Origin of the sequence: Lagierella sp., from assembly GCF_029983815.1 — a bacterium.
Lineage (GTDB): Bacteria > Bacillota > Clostridia > Tissierellales > Peptoniphilaceae > Mediannikoviicoccus.
This window is the reverse complement of record NZ_JASBYU010000013.1, coordinates 1-21,335: the sequence shown is the minus strand read 5'-3', so window position 1 is coordinate 21,335 and position 21,335 is coordinate 1. Positions and strand designations below refer to the sequence as shown.

21 protein-coding genes are annotated in these 21,335 nt (G+C 30.6%); 2 read left to right on the top strand and 19 right to left on the bottom strand.

Features of this window, described 5'->3' with window-relative positions; all coding sequences use genetic code 11:
- The 18 genes from mutS to Q1K37_RS06090 form a co-directional block, all read right to left on the bottom strand.
- Window positions 1-2,589 carry a DNA mismatch repair protein MutS gene (gene mutS / locus Q1K37_RS06175; protein WP_300410521.1) on the bottom strand — a complete coding sequence of 863 codons (2,589 nt, stop codon included), beginning with the start codon at window positions 2,587-2,589 and terminating at the stop codon, window positions 1-3.
- Window positions 2,590-2,599: 10 nt separating this feature from the next.
- Window positions 2,600-3,916 (bottom strand): tRNA (N6-isopentenyl adenosine(37)-C2)-methylthiotransferase MiaB, encoded by a 1,317-nt coding sequence (gene miaB / locus Q1K37_RS06170; RefSeq protein ID WP_300410520.1) that lies wholly within the window; start codon window positions 3,914-3,916, stop codon window positions 2,600-2,602.
- A gap of 9 nt (window positions 3,917-3,925) precedes the next feature.
- A complete protein-coding gene (locus Q1K37_RS06165; protein ID WP_300410518.1) occupies window positions 3,926-5,152 on the bottom strand; it encodes a U32 family peptidase in 1,227 nt (408 codons plus the stop codon).
- Between the two features lie 128 nt (window positions 5,153-5,280).
- The gene (locus Q1K37_RS06160; RefSeq protein WP_300410517.1) at window positions 5,281-5,922 is read right to left on the bottom strand and encodes an O-methyltransferase; all 642 of its coding nucleotides are present in this window, start codon (window positions 5,920-5,922) and stop codon (window positions 5,281-5,283) included.
- 1 nt (window position 5,923) lies between these two features.
- Window positions 5,924-6,247, bottom strand: a complete 324-nt coding sequence (locus Q1K37_RS06155) for a YlbF family regulator (RefSeq protein WP_300410516.1) — start codon at window positions 6,245-6,247, stop codon at window positions 5,924-5,926.
- 10 nt (window positions 6,248-6,257) lie between these two features.
- Window positions 6,258-7,955 carry a ribonuclease J gene (locus Q1K37_RS06150; protein ID WP_300410514.1) on the bottom strand — a complete coding sequence of 566 codons (1,698 nt, stop codon included), beginning with the start codon at window positions 7,953-7,955 and terminating at the stop codon, window positions 6,258-6,260.
- Complete coding sequence (locus Q1K37_RS06145; protein WP_300410512.1) at window positions 7,956-8,405, bottom strand: Fur family transcriptional regulator; 450 nt, start codon at window positions 8,403-8,405, stop codon at window positions 7,956-7,958.
- Entirely contained in the window at window positions 8,392-8,667 is a 276-nt protein-coding gene (locus Q1K37_RS06140) for a DUF1292 domain-containing protein (RefSeq protein WP_300410511.1), read from the bottom strand. Before Q1K37_RS06140 ends, Q1K37_RS06145 begins: the two co-directional genes overlap by 14 nt.
- A 9-nt stretch (window positions 8,668-8,676) precedes the next feature.
- Window positions 8,677-9,090 carry a Holliday junction resolvase RuvX gene (ruvX, locus tag Q1K37_RS06135; RefSeq protein ID WP_300410510.1) on the bottom strand — a complete coding sequence of 138 codons (414 nt, stop codon included), beginning with the start codon at window positions 9,088-9,090 and terminating at the stop codon, window positions 8,677-8,679.
- An 11-nt stretch (window positions 9,091-9,101) separates the two neighbouring features.
- A complete protein-coding gene (locus Q1K37_RS06130) occupies window positions 9,102-10,052 on the bottom strand; it encodes an aldo/keto reductase (protein WP_300410509.1) in 951 nt (316 codons plus the stop codon).
- 1 nt (window position 10,053) lies between these two features.
- Complete coding sequence (locus tag Q1K37_RS06125) at window positions 10,054-10,317, bottom strand: IreB family regulatory phosphoprotein (protein WP_300410508.1); 264 nt, start codon at window positions 10,315-10,317, stop codon at window positions 10,054-10,056.
- Between the two features lie 20 nt (window positions 10,318-10,337).
- Window positions 10,338-12,977 carry an alanine--tRNA ligase gene (gene alaS / locus Q1K37_RS06120; RefSeq protein WP_300410506.1) on the bottom strand — a complete coding sequence of 880 codons (2,640 nt, stop codon included), beginning with the start codon at window positions 12,975-12,977 and terminating at the stop codon, window positions 10,338-10,340.
- Window positions 12,974-14,194 carry an AI-2E family transporter gene (locus tag Q1K37_RS06115; protein ID WP_300410505.1) on the bottom strand — a complete coding sequence of 407 codons (1,221 nt, stop codon included), beginning with the start codon at window positions 14,192-14,194 and terminating at the stop codon, window positions 12,974-12,976. The genes alaS and Q1K37_RS06115 overlap by 4 nt, the downstream gene beginning before the upstream one ends.
- A gap of 137 nt (window positions 14,195-14,331) precedes the next feature.
- Window positions 14,332-14,754, bottom strand: a complete 423-nt coding sequence (locus Q1K37_RS06110) for an Rrf2 family transcriptional regulator (RefSeq protein WP_366524097.1) — start codon at window positions 14,752-14,754, stop codon at window positions 14,332-14,334.
- Window positions 14,735-15,601 (bottom strand): DegV family protein, encoded by an 867-nt coding sequence (locus Q1K37_RS06105; protein WP_300410503.1) that lies wholly within the window; start codon window positions 15,599-15,601, stop codon window positions 14,735-14,737. The genes Q1K37_RS06110 and Q1K37_RS06105 overlap by 20 nt, the downstream gene beginning before the upstream one ends.
- Window positions 15,602-15,611: 10 nt before the next feature.
- The gene (gene leuS / locus Q1K37_RS06100) at window positions 15,612-18,023 is read right to left on the bottom strand and encodes a leucine--tRNA ligase (RefSeq protein WP_300410501.1); all 2,412 of its coding nucleotides are present in this window, start codon (window positions 18,021-18,023) and stop codon (window positions 15,612-15,614) included.
- A gap of 221 nt (window positions 18,024-18,244) precedes the next feature.
- Window positions 18,245-18,469 (bottom strand): PC4/YdbC family ssDNA-binding protein, encoded by a 225-nt coding sequence (locus Q1K37_RS06095; protein WP_300410500.1) that lies wholly within the window; start codon window positions 18,467-18,469, stop codon window positions 18,245-18,247.
- Window positions 18,470-18,477: 8 nt separating this feature from the next.
- The gene (locus Q1K37_RS06090; RefSeq protein WP_300410498.1) at window positions 18,478-19,134 is read right to left on the bottom strand and encodes a hypothetical protein; all 657 of its coding nucleotides are present in this window, start codon (window positions 19,132-19,134) and stop codon (window positions 18,478-18,480) included.
- Between the two features lie 206 nt (window positions 19,135-19,340).
- On the opposite strand from Q1K37_RS06090, the gene Q1K37_RS06085 reads away from it, so the two are divergent.
- Window positions 19,341-19,952: a RecX family transcriptional regulator gene (locus tag Q1K37_RS06085; RefSeq protein WP_300410497.1), complete on the top strand. Its 612-nt coding sequence runs from the start codon at window positions 19,341-19,343 to the stop codon at window positions 19,950-19,952.
- On the top strand, window positions 19,949-20,206 hold the full coding sequence (locus Q1K37_RS06080) for a GIY-YIG nuclease family protein (protein WP_300410496.1): 258 nt from the start codon (window positions 19,949-19,951) through the stop codon (window positions 20,204-20,206). Before Q1K37_RS06085 ends, Q1K37_RS06080 begins: the two co-directional genes overlap by 4 nt.
- A 52-nt stretch (window positions 20,207-20,258) precedes the next feature.
- Here the strand turns inward: Q1K37_RS06080 and Q1K37_RS06075 are convergent, their stop codons facing one another.
- Complete coding sequence (locus tag Q1K37_RS06075) at window positions 20,259-21,155, bottom strand: DegV family protein (protein WP_300410494.1); 897 nt, start codon at window positions 21,153-21,155, stop codon at window positions 20,259-20,261.
- Window positions 21,156-21,335: the final 180 nt, after the last annotated feature.

Below are 21,335 nucleotides of genomic sequence, written 5' to 3'. Positions count from 1 at the left end.
CTACATTCTTTTGGCGTCATTCACAATTTCATTTAATATGTTCATGGACTCTAATGGAGATAAAAGATTGATATCAATATCTCTTATTTTATCAATTAATTTATTTTTATCCTTGTCTAAAGAGTTTACTTCAGAATTTTCAAATAAAGATACTTCACAAGTATCATTTTGCAGAGTTTCATTTTTCTCAACCGTATCTAGGATTTTTTGAGCCCTACTCGTTAATTCTAAAGGTAACCCTGCAAGTTTAGCAACTTCAATTCCATAGGATTTATCAGTCTTTCCTTTTATAATTTTACGTAAAAAGACAATACCATCATCATTTTCTTGGATTTTTACTTGTAAATTAATAACATTTGTAAGTTTATTTTCCAAATCTGTGAGTTCATGATAATGAGTAGCAAACAAAGTTTTTGCTCCAATATTTTTACTGATATATTCTACAACGGCCCATGCAATACTCATTCCATCATAGGTACTAGTACCTCTACCAACTTCATCAAGTATAAGTAGACTATCCTTAGTAGAGTTTTTTATGATATTACTAACTTCTTTCATCTCGACCATAAAAGTGCTTTCACCTTTAAATAAATTGTCTGAAGCTCCAATTCTTGTAAAAATTTTATCTACTATTCCTATATTCGCTGAATCAGCTGGAACAAAAGAGCCTATTTGTGCCATAATCACAATTAAAGCAACTTGTCTTAAATAAGTAGACTTTCCACTCATATTCGGCCCAGTTAGTATTTGTATGTCATTGTTCCCAGAGCCCAAAGTAGCATCATTTCTTATGAACTGATCTAATCCTATTGATTTTTCGACTATAGGATGTCTTCCTCCCTCAATTTGAATTAATCCTATATTATTTATATTGGGACGAACGTACTTATCTTCATATGCAATCTTTGCTAAAGAATTATATACATCAAGATCAGCTATGATTGCTGTAGTAAGTTTTATGCGTTCAATACAAGTTAATATTTTCCTTCTTATATCATTGAAAATTTCATATTCCAATTCAATTATCTCAGAATCAGAATTTAAAATCATATTTTGAATTGTATTCAACTCATCAGTAGTAAATCGTTCAGAATTAGTCAATGTTTGTTTCTTGTCAAAATATTCTGGAACAAGTTTTAAATTTCCCTTTGTAACATCAAGAAAATATCCCAATTTTTTATTAAATACAATTTTTAGATTCTTAATACCAGTTTCTTCTTTTAAAGAAATTTCGTATTCTACTAATTTCTTTTTACCTTCAATTCTACTATTTCGAACTTCATCTAGTTTAGAGTTAAATCCTACTTTGATAATATTGCCTTCCGTTATTTGTAAAGGCGGTTCTTCAACTATGGATTTATCAATTAGTTCATATAAGTCTTTTAAGGAATCTAAGTTTGAAATAATTCTTTGAAGTACAGGTTCTTTACTATTTAGTAGAAGGTTTTTAATTTCAGGTAATTTCTTAATAGAAATTTTTAATGCTAGAAGATCTCTTGCATTTGCTCTTCCATAGGATAATTTACCAATCAACCGTTCAAGATCGTAGATTTCATTTAATAGTACCGTCAATCTATCCTGTAATTCCCTATTCTTATATAAGGATTCAATTATATCCTGTCTAACTATTATATCCTTCCTATCCATAAGGGGTCTTTCTAAGTAACTGTGGAGCAACCTAGCCCCCATGGACGTATTTGTTTTATTCAAAATTGAATACAATGATCCCTTTTTTGAATTATTCATTAAGTTTTTATGAATTTCCAGATTTATAATTGTGTGAGAATCGATATTAAGATATTTATCAATCTCAAAGTAATATGCATTTTTAATATGATCTAAATTTTCATCTCTAAAATTATAAATATATTTTAATATCATTCCCAGGGAATTAAAACTCTTTAAATCACCTGTTGCAGATGTAATTTTCTTATCCTTTAAAATTATTTCATTATCATTTTCTGTAATTATGTCAACTTTTGTTAGTGTTATTGAATTCAACTCAGCAATTGTATCTAGAAAAGTAGATTTAAATATTTCACTTTCGTTATAAATAATCTCTGATGGATGTATTTTTATTATTTCATTTTCTACTTTCTTTTCAACCTCTTTTAGATTTGAAAATCTTACTTTTGTAAAATGAATATTACCATCTAAAACATCACAGTAACTAATTGTAATCTTTTTATCGTTAAAGGCAATTGCCATAAGATAATTATGGTCAGAAGGATCTGAACCTTCCTGATTAACTATTGTTCCAGGTGTAACTTTTTCTATAATTCCTCTTTTGACAATGCCCTTTGCTTGTTTTGGATCTTCTAATTGCTCGCAAATAGCAACCTTATATCCTTTTTCAACCAACTTTGAGATATAGGTGTCGGCAACATGATAAGGAACACCGCACATAGGAGATTTTTGATTATTCCCACAATCCCTTTGTGTTAGTGCTATCTCCAATTCTTTGGATGCAACTATAGCATCTTCAAAGAACATTTCGTAGAAGTCACCTAAACGAAAAAAAACTATACAATCTTTATTTTGATTTTTAACTTCCATGTATTGTTGCATCATAGGAGTTAGATTTTTCATTATATCACCTTTAAATTAAATCCCCTGATAGTGAAAAGGAGTTATGTTCATTGATTTTAACATTTACAAGTTTACCAATTAATTCTCTATTGCCTTTAAAATGAACAAGTTTAAAACCCCTCGTTCTTCCTGTCAAGATTTCTTCATTATTCTTACTTGGACCTTCAACTAATACTTCAACTGTCTCTCCCAGCATCTTTTCATTGTTTTCATAGAAAATTTTATACATCTCATCTATAAGTCTATCAAATCTCTTTTGACTTACTTCCCTAGGAACTTGATTTTCCATAGTTGCCGCTTTAGTACCTTCACGTTTACTATAAATGAATGTAAATCCTTGGTCATATCTCACTTCGCGTATTACCTTTAAGGTTTCTTCAAAATCCTCTTCTGTCTCCCCAGGAAAACCTACAATTATATCTGTAGATAATGTTATGTTAGGAATTTTATCTTTTAATTTTTTTACTAGATTCAAGTATTCTTCTTGTGTATACTTACGATTCATCTCTTTTAAGACTTTATCAGATCCGGCTTGGAAAGGAAGATGTAGATTTTCACAGACTTTTTCACATTCTGCCATTGCATCAATTAATTCATCAGATAAATCCTTAGGATGACTTGTTAAAAATCTAATACGTTCTAAACCTTCAATTTCATTGATCCTTTTTAATAACTCAGGAAAAGTACATCTTTTTTCCAAATTTTTACCATATGAATTGACATTTTGGCCTAATAATGTGATTTCCTTGTAGCCATTTTTAACCATATCTTCAATTTCTTTAATTATACTTTTAGGACTTCTACTAATTTCTTTTCCTCTTGCATAGGGAACAATACAATAGGTGCAAAAATTATTACAACCTGTCATAATATTCACATAACCTATATAAGGATGATCCCTATTTAAATTCGGAATTTCATCTATTAAATCCGCTTCGGATATATCGATTATCATCTTACCAGTATTTAAATGTCTGTCAATCAAATTAGGCAACATAGATATATTCTTCGTACCAAAGATTATATCAACATGCTTATACTTTTCTCTAATTACGTCTCTTGCATCTCCGGTTTGCATCATACAACCACATACTGCAATTATTAGGTCAGGATTTTCTTTTTTTAGCCTTTTTAGGGAACCGAGTTGACCATAGACTTTCAATTCAGCATTTTCACGGACAAGACAAGTATTGTATATGATAAAATCCGATTCTTCTATGTTTTCTGTTCTAACATATCCTAAATTTTCCAAAATAAATCTAATTCTCTCTGAATCATGTTCATTCATCTGACATCCATAAGTTATTATTGTATATTTCTTATTCATATTACCTCGTTATTCTATGATTATTTTTCTAATTAAATCATTCTTCTTTACTGGAAAATCTAATTTAGTTTTGAAAACCTCTTTTGCTCTTGGAACGACCTCAACAATTTCATTATCAGAATTAATCATTTTTCCCATAGTAAATTCTTTAAAACCCTTTTCTGGTCCAAAAACTTCAAGTTTATCTCCAGAAAATATTCTATTTCTCTGTTCTATTGTAGCAATCTTGCTTTCATCATCATAGTCTAAAACAATACCAACAAAATCATAATTTCTTATATAAGAACTACTTGTATAAAGTTGATCATTTTCATCGGGTTTTTTAAAGAAGAATCCAGTAGTAAAATCTCTATGACTAACCTTCTTTATTTCGTTTAACAATTCGTTTGCAAGTTTTTCATTAAAAGTACCTTCACAGTATGCATCTATTGCTAATCTATAGCTTCTTACGACTGTAGCAACATAATATAATGTTTTTACTCTTCCTTCAAGTTTAAGACTATCTACTCCTGTATCAAACAATTCAGGTATATGGTTTATCATGCACAGATCTTTAGAATTATATATAAATGTACCCTTATCATCTTCTTCAATTGGAAAGTATTCTCCAGGTCTTTTTTCTTCAACTAAATGATATTTCCACCTACACGCTTGAGCACAATCTCCCCTATTGGAATCTCTTCCAGTCATATAATTACTTAATAGACATCGTCCAGAATATGAAATACACATGGCACCATGTACAAAAACTTCCAAATCCATTGATGGAACTTCTTCCTTTATTTGTTTTATTTCCTCTAAGGACAATTCCCTTGCTAGAATAGTCCTCTTTATGCCCATTTTTTCCCAAAATTTTACAGTTTGATAATTTGTAACTGAAGCTTGGGTAGATAGATGAACTTCAATATCATCGCTTACAGATCGAACTAAAGAATAAATTCCTGGATCGGATACTATTAAGGCATCTACACCAATGTCTATTAAAAATTCTACGTATTCTTCTAATCCATCAAGATCATCATTGTGAGGGATTATATTCAAAGTTATATAAATTTTCTTTTGGTGGCTATGAACAAAATTTACTGCTTCTTTTAATTCGTCTTCATTAAAATTTTTTGAAGCTTTACGCATACCGAAAGATTGGCCAGCAAGATATACTGCATCTGCTCCATAAATGATAGCGTATTTTAATTTCTCTAGATCCCCTGCAGGGGCCAATAATTCTATCTTTTTCACTTTTACTCCTTATCAAAATCAAGCACTCAGTCCTTGAGTGCTTGATTTTCTTATATCTTTTAATTTAGTATCTAATAAATCTTACAAAATATAAAATTTATTATATTTTTCCCAACAAAACCAATAAACTAAATTTTATATGAAATTGACATTCCATCATCAATTGGTATGATTGAAGTTTCAAAATCTTTTAATTTGGTGATATATTCCAAAAATGAATTCAATCTTCTTACAATTGTCATATTTCTATGCCGCTTAGTCAACGCCTCTTCATCACAAACTAATCCTTTAAAAAGTACATTATCACAAAGAATAATACCCTTAGGATTCAATAATTTTTCTGAAGCTTTAAAATATCTCATATACTGGCCTTTGGCAGCGTCTATAAAGATAAAATCAAATTTTTCTTCACATTTATTCAAATAGTCTAAAGCGTCAGATTCTATAACCTCAACGCTGTCATCGAATCCAAAATCTATAATATTTTTATTTGCAATTTTCACCATTTCAGGATTCTTTTCTATACTTACAATCTCTGAATTCCTATTTGCCAATTTAATGATAATGGATGAATATCCTATTGCTGTTCCAAGCTCTAGTACTTTTATAGGCTTTTTTAAACGTACTATCATTTGCAAAAATTTGGCAACTTCTGGCTCTATAATAGGGACATGATTGTTCTTTGCATAGGTCTCTAAACCCTCCAAAGATTTATCTTTAAATTTAGATAAAGTACGAATATACTCTTCAATTTCTTTTTGAACTATCATTTTAGAGTTTAATCTCTTTTTCAATACTTTCAAAAACTTCATGTAAAAGCATGGAAAAATTGTTCTCTGCTAATAAAAACTTACCTATATCAGGATTTAAAGATAGTACGTTTTGAAGTTGATTCAAATTTTGAAAATCCTCATCAGTTGCTTTTCCTTCTTGTTTTTTTATTTGATAATCCAAAACTTTTTTTCTAAAATCATCAATTATTTCTTTATTTTTTTCATCTTTGTATATTGAATTGTACAATTTTTTATATTCTAAAAATTTAGGATCCTTGGCTAATTCTTTACCTATTTCACTTGCTTTTGAAACTAAATCCATAATAATCTCCTTAAACTTCTATAATAACAGGTAATATCATCGGTCTTCTCTTAATTTGACTAAATACAAATTTTTTAAGATCTTCTCTAACAGAATGTTTAATACTACCCCAATCTTTAATATTACTATTTTCACATTCCTTTAAGGAATCTTCTACTACATGTTTCGCATCGTCCATTAAACTCATGCTTTCTTTTACATACACAAATCCCCTCGATATTATATCAGGGTCTGACAATATTTCATTGGTGTCCTTGTTTACAGTAATAACTACGACTATTAAGCCATCTTCAGAAAGATGTTTTCTATCCCTAAGAACTACATTTCCAACATCTCCAACTCCTAAGCCATCAACAAGAATATTGCCCGCAAAATCCGTATCCAAATGTCTTGCGCCTTTTTTTGTAAACTCAAAAGTATTGCCGTTTCTACCAATAAATATATTTTCACTATTCATTCCTAAAGATTCAGCTAGTTCAGCATGCATCTTTAAATGACGATATTCACCGTGGGCAGGAATGAAATATTTAGGCTTCAATAACACATGCATTAACTTTAATTCCTCTTGACAAGCGTGACCAGAAACATGAACATCCGCTAATGCATCATAAATTATATCCGCTCCTATCTCTGTTAGCTTATTAATTACTTGAGAAACTGTCTTTTCATTTCCAGGGATTGGTGTAGCAGATATTATTACAGTATCTGAAGGAACAAGTTTAACCATTCTATGTTCTCCGAAGGCCATTCTAGTCAATGCACTCATTGGCTCTCCTTGAGAACCTGTGGTCAATAATACAACTTTATTTCCATCATATTTTTTTATATCTCTAAGTTCAATCAATGTATCATCCTGAACATCTAAATAATTTAATTCCTTAGCAACAGAAATTATATTTATCATAGAGCGACCCGATAAAGCTACTTTTTTATTATAATGCTGAGCTGCATATATTACCTGTTGAATTCTATGAAGATTAGAAGCAAAGGTAGCTACAATAATTCTAGATTTTGCTTTGCCAAATAGATCAATGAAGGTTTGTCCAACGGACCTTTCACTCAATGTATATCCTTTTCTACCAACATTGGTACTATCGGCTACTAATGCAAGAACTCCCTTCCTACCTATTTCTGCAATTCTTGTTAAATCCATTCTATCCCCATCGATAGGAGTATAATCTATTTTGAAATCTCCTGTAAAGAATACCACACCTATGGGTGTCGTGATAGAAAGACAAACAGCATCAGGAATACTATGACTGGCTTGAACATACTCGATTTCAAAACAACCTAACTTTATAGTTTGTCCCTTCTCTACAACATGAAGACTATTTAAACTCAAATTGTGTTCATTGATCTTATTTTTAATTAGGCCTACAGTTAGATTAGTAGCGTATACATCTATATCAAGTTTTTTCAGAACATAAGGAATTGCTCCAATATGATCTTCATGTCCATGGGTTACTACAATACCTCTCACCTTATGGGCATTCTTTTCTAAATAGTCAATGTCAGGAATAACTAAGTCAATTCCTGGCATATTGTCATCAGGAAATGTTAATCCAGCATCAACGATTATTATATCATTTCCATATTCGACTACTGTCATATTCTTTCCGATTTCCGAAATACCCCCTAAAGGTATAACTTTCAATTTTCCGTTCCTATAATTATTCTTTCTATAAAATTTTTCCCGTTTTTTAGGCATCTATTTCTCCTTTTTCTCTTTTTTCTCCTGACATTGAGAGCAGATACCAAAGAATTTTAGAACATAATTAGACACATCGAATCCATAATTTTTTTTGATATTTTCTTCTATATCATTAGTTAAATCATAACTTACTTCAACTACCTTATTACAGTCGCTACAAATTAAATGATGGTGTTGATGTTCCCCATTATTTGCCAATTCATATCTATATCTATTATCATCAAAATTTAATTTAGAAACTAATTCAAGTTCTTCAAAGAGCAATAAAGTTCTGTAAACAGTTGCAATTCCGATATCCTTATCTTTTTTATTAACAATTAAATGCAACTCTTCCGGACTTAAATGATCTTTATCATTTTCTAATAAAGCTGTATAAATCAATTCTCTTTGCTTCGTAATTTTATAACCATGATTTTGCAATACAGTTTTAAATTTATCTAAATCCATTGCTATCCCCTCCTTTACTAACGTCATTTTCTTTCAATTCTAAATATATTTCCACAATATCATTAAGTTCTTTGTCACTTTCTATACCTTCAAAGATAAGTTCACCTTTATCATTTGTATGAGTTTTATAAATATAGTTCATTTCATCTTCTTTATCAATTGATTTTAAAACCACATAATCCTCATCTTCTATGCCAAAACTATCTTGAAGATAGTATTCTTCTATTTCATTGTCTTCGTTGTATAATTCTATAATCTCCATAATTTCTCCTTATTTTTTCATATCTAAATATGATTGAAGTATATAGGTGGAAGCAACCTTATCTATTACTTTTTTCCTATTTTTCCTACTTACATTTCCTTGTATTAAAATTCTTTCTGCTGAAACAGTAGTTAATCTCTCATCTTGTAATATTATTTCATTGTTTACTTCTCTTTTCAAACGATCAACAAATTCTAAAACTTTTTTCCCTTGTGGACCAATGGAATTATTCATGTTTTTAGGAAGCCCAACAATTATTTTAGACACTTCTTTTTCTTCAATAATTTTCTTTAACTCCTCTAAGTCTTTTTTTATTCCAACTCTAAAAATTGTAGTGTAACCTTGAGCAGTTAAGAAAAAAGGATCACTTATTGCTACACCTATAGTTTTGTCTCCAACGTCTAAACCCATAAATCTTTCCATTAAATCACCTATCATACAACTTTAATATAAAAATCTTCACAAACAGTGGCACAATATCCACAAAGAACACATTTTTCTCGATTTACATTAGCCTTACCATCTTTTAAAGATAAGGCATTTTGATCGCATCTTTCAACGCATTTTCCACAACCAATACAATAGTCCTCAATGATTAGCCTGCGCTTTCTATTGGACAATTTTTCCAACTTAGAAACAGGAACTTGATTATTGATAATTATATCCACATTACAATCTATTTCTTCTTCTGATTGAACACCAATCGCAATAGAATCTACTAAATTTAAATTCTTTACAAATTGAATTGCCTCTCCAACTTCGGATATAAGATGTCCACCACCTAAGGGCTTCATGCTATAAATTCCCTTTTCTAAGGATTTGGATATCTTTAAATTTTCTATCATTTCAGTGATATTTCCATCTGGAATTCCTAAACCGTTTTTATTTAAAATCGGATGAAGGATTTCAATTTCAGGATATTTATTAGCTCCAATAACTCCTGCAATTCTATGGGTAGAAAGGCCTACTGCTCTTATATACCCCTTTTCTTTCGCATGAATTAAGAATTCTAAAGCCTCATAATGACCTTTTATTGTCAATTCGGATTCCTGTTCATGAAGTAAAAAAATATCGATATAATCTGTATTAAGGCCTATTAAAGCTTCCTCTAGTGCCTTTTTTGCCAATTCCTTATTCCATGCGTAGGTTTTTGTGGCTATTACATAATCCTGTCTAGGAACTCCCTTAAAGCCTTTTTGCAGGTATTCATAGTTATTGTAAAGTTGAGCAGTATCAATAAAATTAACACCTTTATCAAAGGCATATCTAATTAGATATGCCCCTCTATCTACAGGTAAATTACTTTGAAAAGGTGTTATTGTTAAGCTTCCAAAACACATTGGAGAAACTTTAATATCTGTTTTTCCTAAATTCACTAATTTCATATTACATTAAGTCTTTTAAATAAGTCTTAAGAAGCTCTTCAAGTAGGTCATCTCTATCTACTTGTCGAATAATATTTCGAGCATTTCCATGGGAAGTAATATAAGTTGGATCATCAGATAGAATATAGCCGATGATTTGGTTTATTGGATTATATCCCTTTTCATCTAACAACTTATAAACAGTGGTTAAAATATTCTCGATAGATTTTTCCGACTCTTTTTGTGGTTCAAACATCATTGTTTCATTAACATGATCTTTATTCATACAAATCCTCCTTATTGTAATTATTTCATTTGTTCTTCAATAATATTTTCAACAGAAGATAGCGCTTCGTCAACTTTTGAAGGATCCTTTCCTCCAGCCATTGCAAAATCCGGTCTACCTCCTCCATTACCTCCAGTTATTTGAGCTACTTTTTTTACTATATTACCTGCAGATAAAGTTTTCTTTGCTAGATCCTTTGTCACTAAAGTTAGAAAGTTAATCTTATCATCTGTAGAATTGGCCAAAACTACAACCCCTGAAGAAAGTTTATCTTTTAAAGTATCTCCAAGATTTCTAAGATTTTCTATATCCATATTCTCTACTTTATGGGTTAAATACTTAATGCCATTTACTTCAGAAGTTTTTTTGATGATTTCGTCTACACCCTTTAGACTATCTTTCTGTTTTAATTTATTTAATTCTTTTTCAATAGATTTAAGCTCATTTTGCAACTCATTTGACCTATGAACTAAATCATTTTCGTCAGTTTTTAAGGCTATGGATAGATCTTTTAATTTAGAGTTATTTTCTTTTAATTTTTTATACACCTGTTTTCCTGTTATAGCTTCAATTCTTCTAACTCCAGCTGCTACAGAGGATTCTGAAATAATTTGTAACATCTGAATTTCAGCAGTATTGTTTACATGACATCCTCCGCATAATTCAGTGGAATATTTATCCCCTACAGAAACTACTCTAACAATGTCTTTATACTTATCTTCAAATAGTCCTATAGCTCCAAAATCTTCAGATTCCTTAAGTGTCATATTGTATTTATTTACTGGCATCGCCTTGGATATAACTGAATTTACAATATCTTGAACTTTTTCCAAATCTTCTCTTGAAATAGTTTCAAAATGAGTAATATCAAATCTCAACCTATTGGGTCCAACATAGGAACCTGCTTGATGCACGTGATTACCAAGAACTTCCCTTAGTGCTTTATGAAGTAAATGTGTTGCAGTATGATTTTTTGTTATATCATGACGAATATCCTCATTCACTTTTAAAGTCACAGAATCTCCGACTTTTAAATCTCCCTCTTTAACAAGTACATGATGATAAATTCCATTATTCTTATTTTTTTTAGTATCCAATACTTCAAGTGTAGAATTTTTAGATATAATTTCTCCAATATCTCCGACCTGTCCTCCACCTTCACCGTAAAAAGGTGTAGTCTCAGTGACAATTATACCTTTTTCACCTTCGCTAATATGATCAACTTCTAAACCTTCCCTGAAAATAAATTTTACTGAAGAATCGGCTTGAAGGTTATTATATCCTACAAAATTTGTTTGTGGTAAATTAATAATTTTTTCATTTGTTTCACTAGACCAGCCAATTGTACCTTCATGTCTAGATTCTCTGGATCTAATTCTTTGTTCTTCTAATAATTCATCAAATCTTTTTAAATCCACAGACATATTATTTTCTCGTAAAATTTCTAAAGTTAAATCCACAGGGAAACCATAAGTATCATATAATTTAAAAGCTTCCTCACTTTTTATATGGTCACCACCAGTTTTCTTTAAATTTTCTATAAGACTTTCTAAGATAGATAAACCTTGATCTATTGTTTCTTGGAATTTACTTTCCTCAGAAGCTATTATCTTATTTATACGTTCTCTATCTTCTAATAATTCAGGATATTCTTCGTTGTATATCTCAAGAACTTTATCCACTATCCTTGTAAGAAAACTTTCCTTTATACCCAATAGTTTTCCGTGTCTTGATGCTCTTCTAATAATACGGCGAAGAACATATCCTCTGCCTTCATTGCTAGGAATAATTCCATCATAAACCAAGAAAGTCATAGCTCTTACATGATCTGCTATAATTCTAATTGAGATATCTGTTTTTTCATCATTTTTGTACTTAACATTAGAGATTTCTTCTATTTTTGAAATGATATCTTTTACTAGGTTTATTTCAAAAATGTTATCGGCATTTTCCATAACCATAGTAATTCTTTCAAGTCCCATACCTGTATCTATATTAGGATTTTCAAGTGGAGAATAGTTTCCTTCTGAATCCTTATAGAACTGAGTAAATACTAAGTTCCAAACTTCTAAGAATCTATCACAGTCGCAACCAGGCTTACAATCTGGATCATCACAACCCATCTCTTCGCCTCTATCTACATGTATCTCAGAACAAGGACCGCATGGACCCTCTTCTAATTCCCAAAAATTATCTTCTTTTCCAAGTCTAACTATTCGTTCTTCAGGAATTTTTATAATATTTTTCCATATATCATAAGCTTCGTCATCTTTTTCATACACTGAAATCCATAATTTATCCTTTGGTAGTTCCAATCTTTCAGTTAAAAACTCCCAAGCCCAAGAAATAGCTTCCTTTTTAAAATAGTTACCAAAGGAGAAATTACCTAACATCTCAAAGAAAGTACCATGTCTTTTAGTTATACCAACGGATTCTATATCTGCTGTTCTTATACATCTTTGAGATGAGGCGGCTCTATTACCTGGCATTTTAAATTCACCTGTGAAATATTTTTTCAAAGGAGCCATACCTGCATTTATAAGTAATAAGCTATCATCATCTGTTGGGATCAACGAAAAACTTTTTATAATATTATGATCTTTCTCACGAAAGAATTCCAAAAACTCACTTCTAATTTCATTTAAACCTAAATTCTTCATTCTATTCTCCTATTTTTACTCTCATCATTATTATCTACAAAAAAATTTAAAATATCCACCTTAAAATGGGAAATGATTACCTTTAAAGTTGCAACTACAGGAACTGCGAATATCATTCCTGGAACTCCAAACATCCCTGCACCTACTATCAAGCTTATAAGTATTAATAAAGGATTTAAACCTATAGTAGTTCCCAATATTTTTGGAGCTAAAATATTATTCTCTACCCACTGAATTAAAACAAATGCAATTGCAACTACTATCCCCTTAATTGGATTATCTATCAATGCTAAAAAAACCGCAGGAATAAAACCTAGAGCTGGACCTATATAAGGAATAATATCAGCGACACAAGTTATGATTCCAATAATTAAAGCATAGTCGATTCTCATTATAAATAGAAAGATGGTAGTCATGATTCCAACGGCAATTGCCATGATTAGTCTTCCTCGAACAAATTGAGAATTAACCCTATCGATTTCTGTAAACAATTCTATCGTGCCCTTGTATTTATTTGGTGGAACTTGTTTTTTAATCCATGTAATGTACTTTTCCTTATACATAATAAAGTAAAAAGTAAAAACTGGTATAAGAATAAGTCTCAAAATTCCACTTGCAAGACCTGTAACCTTCTCACCTATATTACTCATTTGTGAAATTAAATTATCTTGAACAGTATTTAAACTCTTCAACAGGCTTTTAGTTCCATTATAAATAAATTCATTCATGGCAGGATAATCGCTAAATTTGTCGGCAATACTATTACTGACTTGTGTAATAGAGTCAATTGTCTCTGGAATGTTCTGAACTAGATTTTTTACCTGTTCTGCTAACATAGGCCATAATACAACTGCTATTATTACAAAAAACAATACCACGATTAAATATACGATCAGTATGGAATATGTTCTTTTTATCCCTAAATCCTCTAGCTTTATTACTAAAGGATTTATTAGGTATGCTAAAACCAAAGATATAATTGCAGTAAATAAAGTCCTACTGACTATGGGATATTTATTGAAAATGAATAATGTAAACAAAACCAAAGCAATAAGAACCGATGTTCTTTTTATAAAAATTTGATCGAATCTAAGTCTGTTTTTTAAACTTACTTTGGTGTTGCCAATGTTGATTAAATAATATATACCAAAGGATAAAAGCAAAACTGACAATACCAATATCGTGTTAATTAACAAATGTCTAACATCAAAAGGCATGATAACACCCCTAATAATCAAATAATCTCTACATATAGTATATCATAGAATTTTGAAATCAAGTTTCAAAATCTTCTCATCCCAGTGCAGTTTTTAACCTTTTAACACTATTCAAAAAATATCAAGAAAACAAGATACTACCTTGTCCTCTTGATATTACCGTCTACCATATCCTGTAATGTCATCGAATCTATTTTTTTATTAATCTCATCGGCTATAGCTATCCAAACCAACCTAGAAGGACAACTATTTTCCTTGCCGCAAACACCACTTTCATTGGAGCATTCAGTAACACCAAAGAAATCTTCTAAAGACCTAAGGATATCTCCAATGGTTATATCCTTAGGATCTCTTTTTAAAAAATACCCGCCTTTAGGCCCTCTAGTACTATCTACTAAATCATCTTTTTTTAATTTTCTAATCAATTGTTCCAAATACCCTACTGGAAGTTCAGTGACTTTGGCAATTTCACTTAATGGTAGAGGTTCTTCACCAAAGTTTTTACCTAACTCATACATTGCCTGTAGTCCATATCTGCCTTTAGTTGACAGTCTCATCATCTTCCTCCAAATTCTTATATGTTCCAAATAAAATTCCAACAGTTCCTGGTCCAATATGGCATCCAATATTTGGAGATACCTCTTCAAAAAGGACTTCTATATCGGGGAATTTATTTTGAATTCTATCTCTTAATTCAATAGCTTTCTCTTTTTTTAATACGTATACGACTGAAATATATTTAATATCTTCACTTATGTAGGACTCTAGAGCTTTTAAAGCCTTTTTTTCCCCTCTTATTTTCTTATATAGTCCTAAACTACCATCTTCAAAAAGTGTAATTATTGGACATATCTTTAATAAGTCGCCAATAGCTGCAGAAGCTTTGGAAAGTCTTCCTCCTCTATAAAGATATTCCAAATTTTCAGGGATAAAATATATTTCTTGACCTTCACGCATTTTATAAAGCCTATCTAATATTATATCCTTTGACAGATTTAATTTTCTAAGTTCACAAAGATACTCTATCATCCGCTTTAAATTTACAGTAGTAGTTCTTGTATCAACAATAATTATACGTTCATCATTTAACATTTCCTTGGCAAGTAGACTGTTTTTGTAAAATCCACTTAAAGCCTTTGATATAGTCATAACAAAAACATAATCCGGATCATCTTTTAAAGCCTCTTTAAAAGATGTCAAAATCTCCCCTAAAGAGGGTTGAGAAGTTTTAGGGAACTCAGTCGAATTCACCAACTTCTCATAAAATTTATCATAGTATGAAAGCTCCATTATATTGTAACTTTCATCTTCAAAAAAACATAAAAGAGGCAATACAATCAACTTTTCACGTTCAATAAAATCCATAGACAACGATGCAGAGTTATCTGTAATGATATTGATTTTCACATTCTACCTCCTATTTTAGGACAATGTTTAATATCTTTCCTGGAACATAGATTTTCTTTACAATTGTTTTGTTTTCAATATATTTTTGAAAATCTTCATCTTCAAGTACTTTGGCAAATATCTCTTCTTTATCTTCATCTAAGCTAATCTCGATTACACCCTTTACTTTTCCATTAAATTGTACTGGAATTTCAATAATGTCCTCTATCAACTTTTCTTCATCGTAACTTGGCCATTTTTGATTATGAATTAAACCTTCCCCTACAACCCTTTGCCATAGTTCCTCGGTAATATGAGGCGCTACTGGGTTTAATAAAATTATGAAAGTTTTAAAATCCTCTAAGGTTAAATTGGAATTATTATAAAATTCATTCACTAAAGTCATCAATTGAGCTATTGCAGTATTAAATTTCAAATTTTCATAGTCCTCAGAAACTTTTTTTATAGTTCGATGGATTTCTCCTTCCAAACTCTTGGTATATTCATTTCCATCAGTCAAAATTTCTTGAAGTTTCCATACTCTTTCTAGAAATTTTCTACAACCTTTAACTCCATTTTCTGACCAAGGAGCAGACTTTTCAAAGTCACCAATAAACATTTCATATGTTCTAAGGGTATCAGCGCCATAATCTCTGATTATATCGTCAGGATTTACAACATTTCCCCTTGACTTAGACATCTTTTCTCCATTGTCACCTAAAATCATTCCATGGCTTGTCCTCTTCATATATGGTTCTTTCGTATTTACAACACCTAAGTCATATAAAAATTTATGCCAAAATCTAGAATACAATAAATGCAGTGTCGTATGTTCCATACCACCATTATACCAGTCAACTGGTAGATAATAATCTATTGCATCTTTTGAAGCTATCTCTTTGTCATTTAAAGGATCCGCATATCTAATATAATACCAAGAAGAACCTGCCCATTGTGGCATAGTATCAGTTTCTCTTTTAGCTGGGCCCTTACAACGTGGACATGTGGTATTTACAAAACTGTCTATGTTGGCAAGAGGAGATTCTCCATCTCCAGAAGGTTCATAATTGTCAACTTCAGGTAATTTCACAGGCAAGTCCTCTTCTGGAACTCCAACCCAACCACATTTTTCACAATAAACCAAAGGTATCGGCTCTCCCCAATATCTTTGTCTAGAGAAAACCCAGTCTCTCAATTTATAATTAGTCTTTCTATTTCCAATTTTTAAATCTTCCAACTTAGAGATAACAGTTTCCTTTGCCTGGTCAATACTTAAACCGTCAATAAAGTCAGAATTAATAATCTTTCCACTGTCTATCTCAGTTAATGGTAAAGAATCATCTTTGCCAGTTGTAATAACTGGAATTATCTCTAATCCAAATTTCATTGCAAAGTCAAAGTCCCTTTGATCATGGCCAGGAACCGCCATAATAGCACCAGTACCATAGGATGTTAGAACATAATCAGATACATAAATTGGCAATCTCTTCTTTGTAAATGGATGAGTTGCAGTTATACCTTCGACCAATACACCAGTCTTCTCTTTAACCAATTGAGTTCTTTCAAACTCCGATTTCTTTTGAGCCTCTTTAGCATAGGCATTAATATCGGATATATTCTCAATTCTGTCCTTGTATTTAGATAGAATTGGATGGTCAATTGCTATTACCATATATGTTACACCGAATATAGTATCTGGTCTGGTAGTATACACCTTTAACTTCTCATCAACCTCAGTCAGTTGAAAGTCCAACTCTGCCCCATGGGTTCTTCCTATCCAATTTATCTGTTGCATTTTTATCTTATCGGAGTAGTCAACTTCATCTAGATCATCAATTAACCTATCTGCATATTCAGTAATTTTTAACATCCACTGTTTTTTTATTTTGTGTTCCACGGGATGTCCGCATCTTTCACAATTTCCGCCAACAACTTCTTCATTGGCCAACCCAGCTTTACAAGATGGACACCAATTTATTGGCATCTCTTTTTTATAGGCTAATCCTTTTTCAAAAAATTTCAAAAATATCCATTGGGACCATTTGTAATAATTAGGATCTGTAGTATCAATCTCTCTGTCCCAATCAAAGGAAAGCCCTATAGATTTCATCTGCTCTCTGAATCTGTCTATATTTTTTTTCGTTATAACCGCTGGATGAATTTTATTTTTTATTGCATAGTTTTCAGCAGGTAGACCAAAGGCATCCCATCCCATTGGATAAAGTACATTATATCCTTCCAATCTTCGCTTTCTTGAAACTATATCCATAGCAGTATAGGGTCTAGGATGTCCAACATGTAAGCCCTGTCCTGATGGATATGGGAATTCAATTAATGCATAAAATTTTTTCTTGCTATTGTCAATTGTTGTTTTAAAAGTTTTATTATTTTCCCAATATTCTTGCCATTTTTTTTCTATGGCGTTAGGATTATAAATATCCATATAACCTCCATAATATATCCTCTATAAGTACCAAAAAACTTTCGTCCCAATATGACACGAAAGTTAGTTTCAAAATAATTAGAATTTATCCTTGTCAATATTTATATATTAAGACAATTAAATGAAATGCCTATTCAAGTATCAACAATTCATTTGATCCCTTAATCAAAACACAAATTTCTAGTGTTCAGAATAAATTATAACATTTTCAAATTCTTTAATCAATTACCCAATTCTTCCTTTAATAATTCTAATAAAATATTTAATTCGTCCTTTGAAAAAGTCAATCCTTTACTCATCCTTGTGTGATCAGGATTCCATTCTCTAATATCATATTTTGGTTCACGTTCTTGCCAACTAACTAAATTTAATTCCTTTCTCCATCCCTTAGCATTTTCTGATAAAATTCCTAAATTTTCCACAATTTCAAATTTAAATTCCGCCATGATTCCTCCTACATAATTATATTGTTTTTAATCGGTATTACAGCTAGTAACATACTATCTATATCCTTTAATAATTTATCTAATCTTTGAATGTCTTTTATTAAATTAATTTGATATTCACCAGTTTCATTCAAAAGAATACTATCAAGTTTATTAAGGTTCTTCATATCATCACTTAAATCTTCATATCGAATAGTTCCTTCTTCAATAGCCTTATTAACTATCATCAGTGACACTCTTTCATAACTTTTCAACCTCTTGATGTCTTTTGTTTCAAGAGCTGATAGTGACTTATTTAAAATCTCTTCGACCTCTTTTTGGTTGTCTTTGAAATTTCGATTTTTTAGTAAAGTGACAATACTTTGATATTTGTTATTTATTATTTCTTGGTCTTTATTTAACTTATCCAAGAACATAGTGCTTTTAAGAAATTCCACCAGGACAATGTCATTAATATTATTGTAGATTTCATCAGGAAAGTCTTCGTTGCCATTAAGTGACTTTAAAAATTCTATCTCTTGCAACTTAAAGAATATTTCTTTTTGTTTTTCATCTTTTTGTTTTTCCAAGTAATCTATTTTCTCAATCGTTGAATCAAGAACTTTAACCTGGCATATTTTACTATCTATTTTATCTAATGGAAATTTATCCTCCAGTATTCTCACCTTCTCTCACTTGTAGTGTAGCATTTAATATGATTTTTTCAAAATTGATTTTCTTTTTACCAATATGATATCATTTAATTGACAAATGTTGAATACAAAAGAAATAAGAGGTGTAATATGAAAAAAAATAATTTTTTTGTACAACTGGTAGCCTGTATTTTAGCATTAGCTATGCTTTTCCCTATTATTTTATCTTTTATTAGCTCATGGAAATAAAAAATATTGAATTTGAAGATTCTAAAAACCTTTTTAAAATTACCTTTTCAGATGATTTTTTATATGCCAACTATGAATTATACAACGACCTGTTGTTAAGTAAAGGTAAAATATTAAATTCTGATGAATTTAAAGCTTTAAAAGATTTTAACGATTTTAATCTCAATTACTCCAAGGCTATTAATTTTATAAGCTATAGAATACGGACCAGAAAAGAGATAGTCGATAAATTAAAAAAAGAAGGTGTCGATTTTATCCAAATCAATAAGATATTGGATAAATTGGAAGAAAACGGATATATTGACGATGAATCCTTTGCCAAGAGTTATTATGAATCAAAGTCTAGAATAAACGCCTGGTCCAATAAAAAAATAGAATATGAATTAAAAAACAAGGGAATTTCTCAGGACATTCTAAATCCCTTACTTTTAGACCATGAAGATAATGACTACAAAAATGCAAGATTACTCGCTTTAAAGAAAATGCCAATTTGGAGAAAAAAATATGAAGGATTTAAATTAAAAAATAAGCTATATACATTTTTAGCCTCTAAAGGATTCAAATACGATGTTATAGATAAATTGATGGGAGAACTTTTGTGAATTTTGTTTATATATTAAAATGTAATGACGACAGTTTGTATACTGGCTGGACCAATGACTTAAAAAGAAGAGTCCAGGTTCACAATAGCGGTAAAGGCGCAAAGTATACCAGAGGTAGAACTCCTGTAAAATTAGTCTATTATGAAGAATATGAGGATAAATTATTAGCTCAAAAAAGAGAAAGGGAAATAAAAAAACTCACTAGGGAAAGTAAGATAGAATTAATACTTAAACATTCAAATGTTAAATTTTAGTTGTAAAAAGAGCAATCATTTCGATTGCTCTTAAAATTTTATTATTTTTATGCTAGTTTATTTTTATATTTACAAGGCTATCGTCTGTCACTTCTTTCAACATTGTAATCATCAAACAACCTGGCCCAGTATGGGATCCTATTACAGCACCTATCTCATCAATATATATATTAGTGAAATTTAGTTCTTCTTCAACAGCTGATTTTAACTCATTAGCCAAGTCTAAGGAATCCGCATGACCAATAATCACAAGTTGATCTTTAGGTAAATTTGAATCCATGTTCTCTTGGATGTATTGTGCAAATTTTTTATAGACCTTCTTTAATCCCCTAGCCTTATCAATAGGTTTTAACTTACCATCATCATCCATTGTTAGAATAGGTTTTATATTTAGCATTCCCCCTATTACTTTCTGAGCTGTAGAAACCCTTCCTCCCCTATGAAGATATTTCATATCATCAACGGTGAATATAACGTAAGTTGCCTTTATAAATTCTTTAGTTTTAAGAACAATCTCTTCTAATGATAAATTTTGATTTATCATAGTAATTACTCTTATTGCAAGCATAGTTATTTCATAACTAGCCATCTTGGTATCAATGATTTCAATTTCTGCCTTTGGATATTCTTCAATAATCAAATCTTTCGCCAATTTAGCCGAATTATAGCAACCTGAAATACCAGAAGATAATGTCAAGCATAATATTTTGTTATCATTATCGATTTCCTTCTTAAATTCATTTACATATTGTTCTACACTGACTTGAGAAGTCGTAAATAATTCTCCTTCTCGAATTCTTTGATAAAGTTCATCGGGTAATATTTCTATTCCGTCTTTATATTCATCTTCTTTCGATATTGCAGTTAAAGGTATTACTGTGATACCGTATTTTTTTGCTAACTCCTGGGACATATCCGATCCAGAGTCAATTATCAATTTAATATTCATATAATCACCACGCTTTGCGTTTTATTATATCATAAACTTTGTAATATACATAATTATATTCTTCATTGACCTATTCTCCCCATTTAAAGTATAATGACCATATTATTGTTAAAAATAAAGCCCTTAATTTGTAGTGACCCCCTAAATCCGGACATGGATTAGGGGGTATTTTAATGTCAA

Bases quoted from the DNA above. Each gene is read 5' to 3' on its own strand.
- Q1K37_RS06085 (WP_300410497.1), top strand. From the start codon at position 19,341: ATGGAAATAAAAAATATTGAATTTGAAGATTCTAAAAACCTTTTTAAA.
- Q1K37_RS06150 (WP_300410514.1), bottom strand. From the start codon at position 7,955: ATGCCTAAAAAACGGGAAAAATTTTATAGAAAGAATAATTATAGGAAC.
- Q1K37_RS06160 (WP_300410517.1), bottom strand. From the start codon at position 5,922: ATGATAGTTCAAAAAGAAATTGAAGAGTATATTCGTACTTTATCTAAA.
- Q1K37_RS06145 (WP_300410512.1), bottom strand. From the start codon at position 8,405: ATGGATTTAGATAAATTTAAAACTGTATTGCAAAATCATGGTTATAAA.
- Q1K37_RS06115 (WP_300410505.1), bottom strand. From the start codon at position 14,194: ATGCCTTTTGATGTTAGACATTTGTTAATTAACACGATATTGGTATTG.
- Q1K37_RS06155 (WP_300410516.1), bottom strand. From the start codon at position 6,247: ATGGATTTAGTTTCAAAAGCAAGTGAAATAGGTAAAGAATTAGCCAAG.
- ruvX (WP_300410510.1), bottom strand. From the start codon at position 9,090: ATGGAAAGATTTATGGGTTTAGACGTTGGAGACAAAACTATAGGTGTA.
- Q1K37_RS06110 (WP_366524097.1), bottom strand. From the start codon at position 14,754: ATGATGAGACTGTCAACTAAAGGCAGATATGGACTACAGGCAATGTAT.
- Q1K37_RS06125 (WP_300410508.1), bottom strand. From the start codon at position 10,317: ATGAATAAAGATCATGTTAATGAAACAATGATGTTTGAACCACAAAAA.
- miaB (WP_300410520.1), bottom strand. From the start codon at position 3,916: ATGAATAAGAAATATACAATAATAACTTATGGATGTCAGATGAATGAA.
- Q1K37_RS06095 (WP_300410500.1), bottom strand. From the start codon at position 18,469: ATGGCGGAATTTAAATTTGAAATTGTGGAAAATTTAGGAATTTTATCA.
- Q1K37_RS06140 (WP_300410511.1), bottom strand. From the start codon at position 8,667: ATGGAGATTATAGAATTATACAACGAAGACAATGAAATAGAAGAATAC.
- alaS (WP_300410506.1), bottom strand. From the start codon at position 12,977: ATGAAGAATTTAGGTTTAAATGAAATTAGAAGTGAGTTTTTGGAATTC.
- mutS (WP_300410521.1), bottom strand. From the start codon at position 2,589: ATGAAAAATCTAACTCCTATGATGCAACAATACATGGAAGTTAAAAAT.
- Q1K37_RS06075 (WP_300410494.1), bottom strand. From the start codon at position 21,155: ATGAATATTAAATTGATAATTGACTCTGGATCGGATATGTCCCAGGAG.
- Q1K37_RS06130 (WP_300410509.1), bottom strand. From the start codon at position 10,052: ATGAAATTAGTGAATTTAGGAAAAACAGATATTAAAGTTTCTCCAATG.
- leuS (WP_300410501.1), bottom strand. From the start codon at position 18,023: ATGGATATTTATAATCCTAACGCCATAGAAAAAAAATGGCAAGAATAT.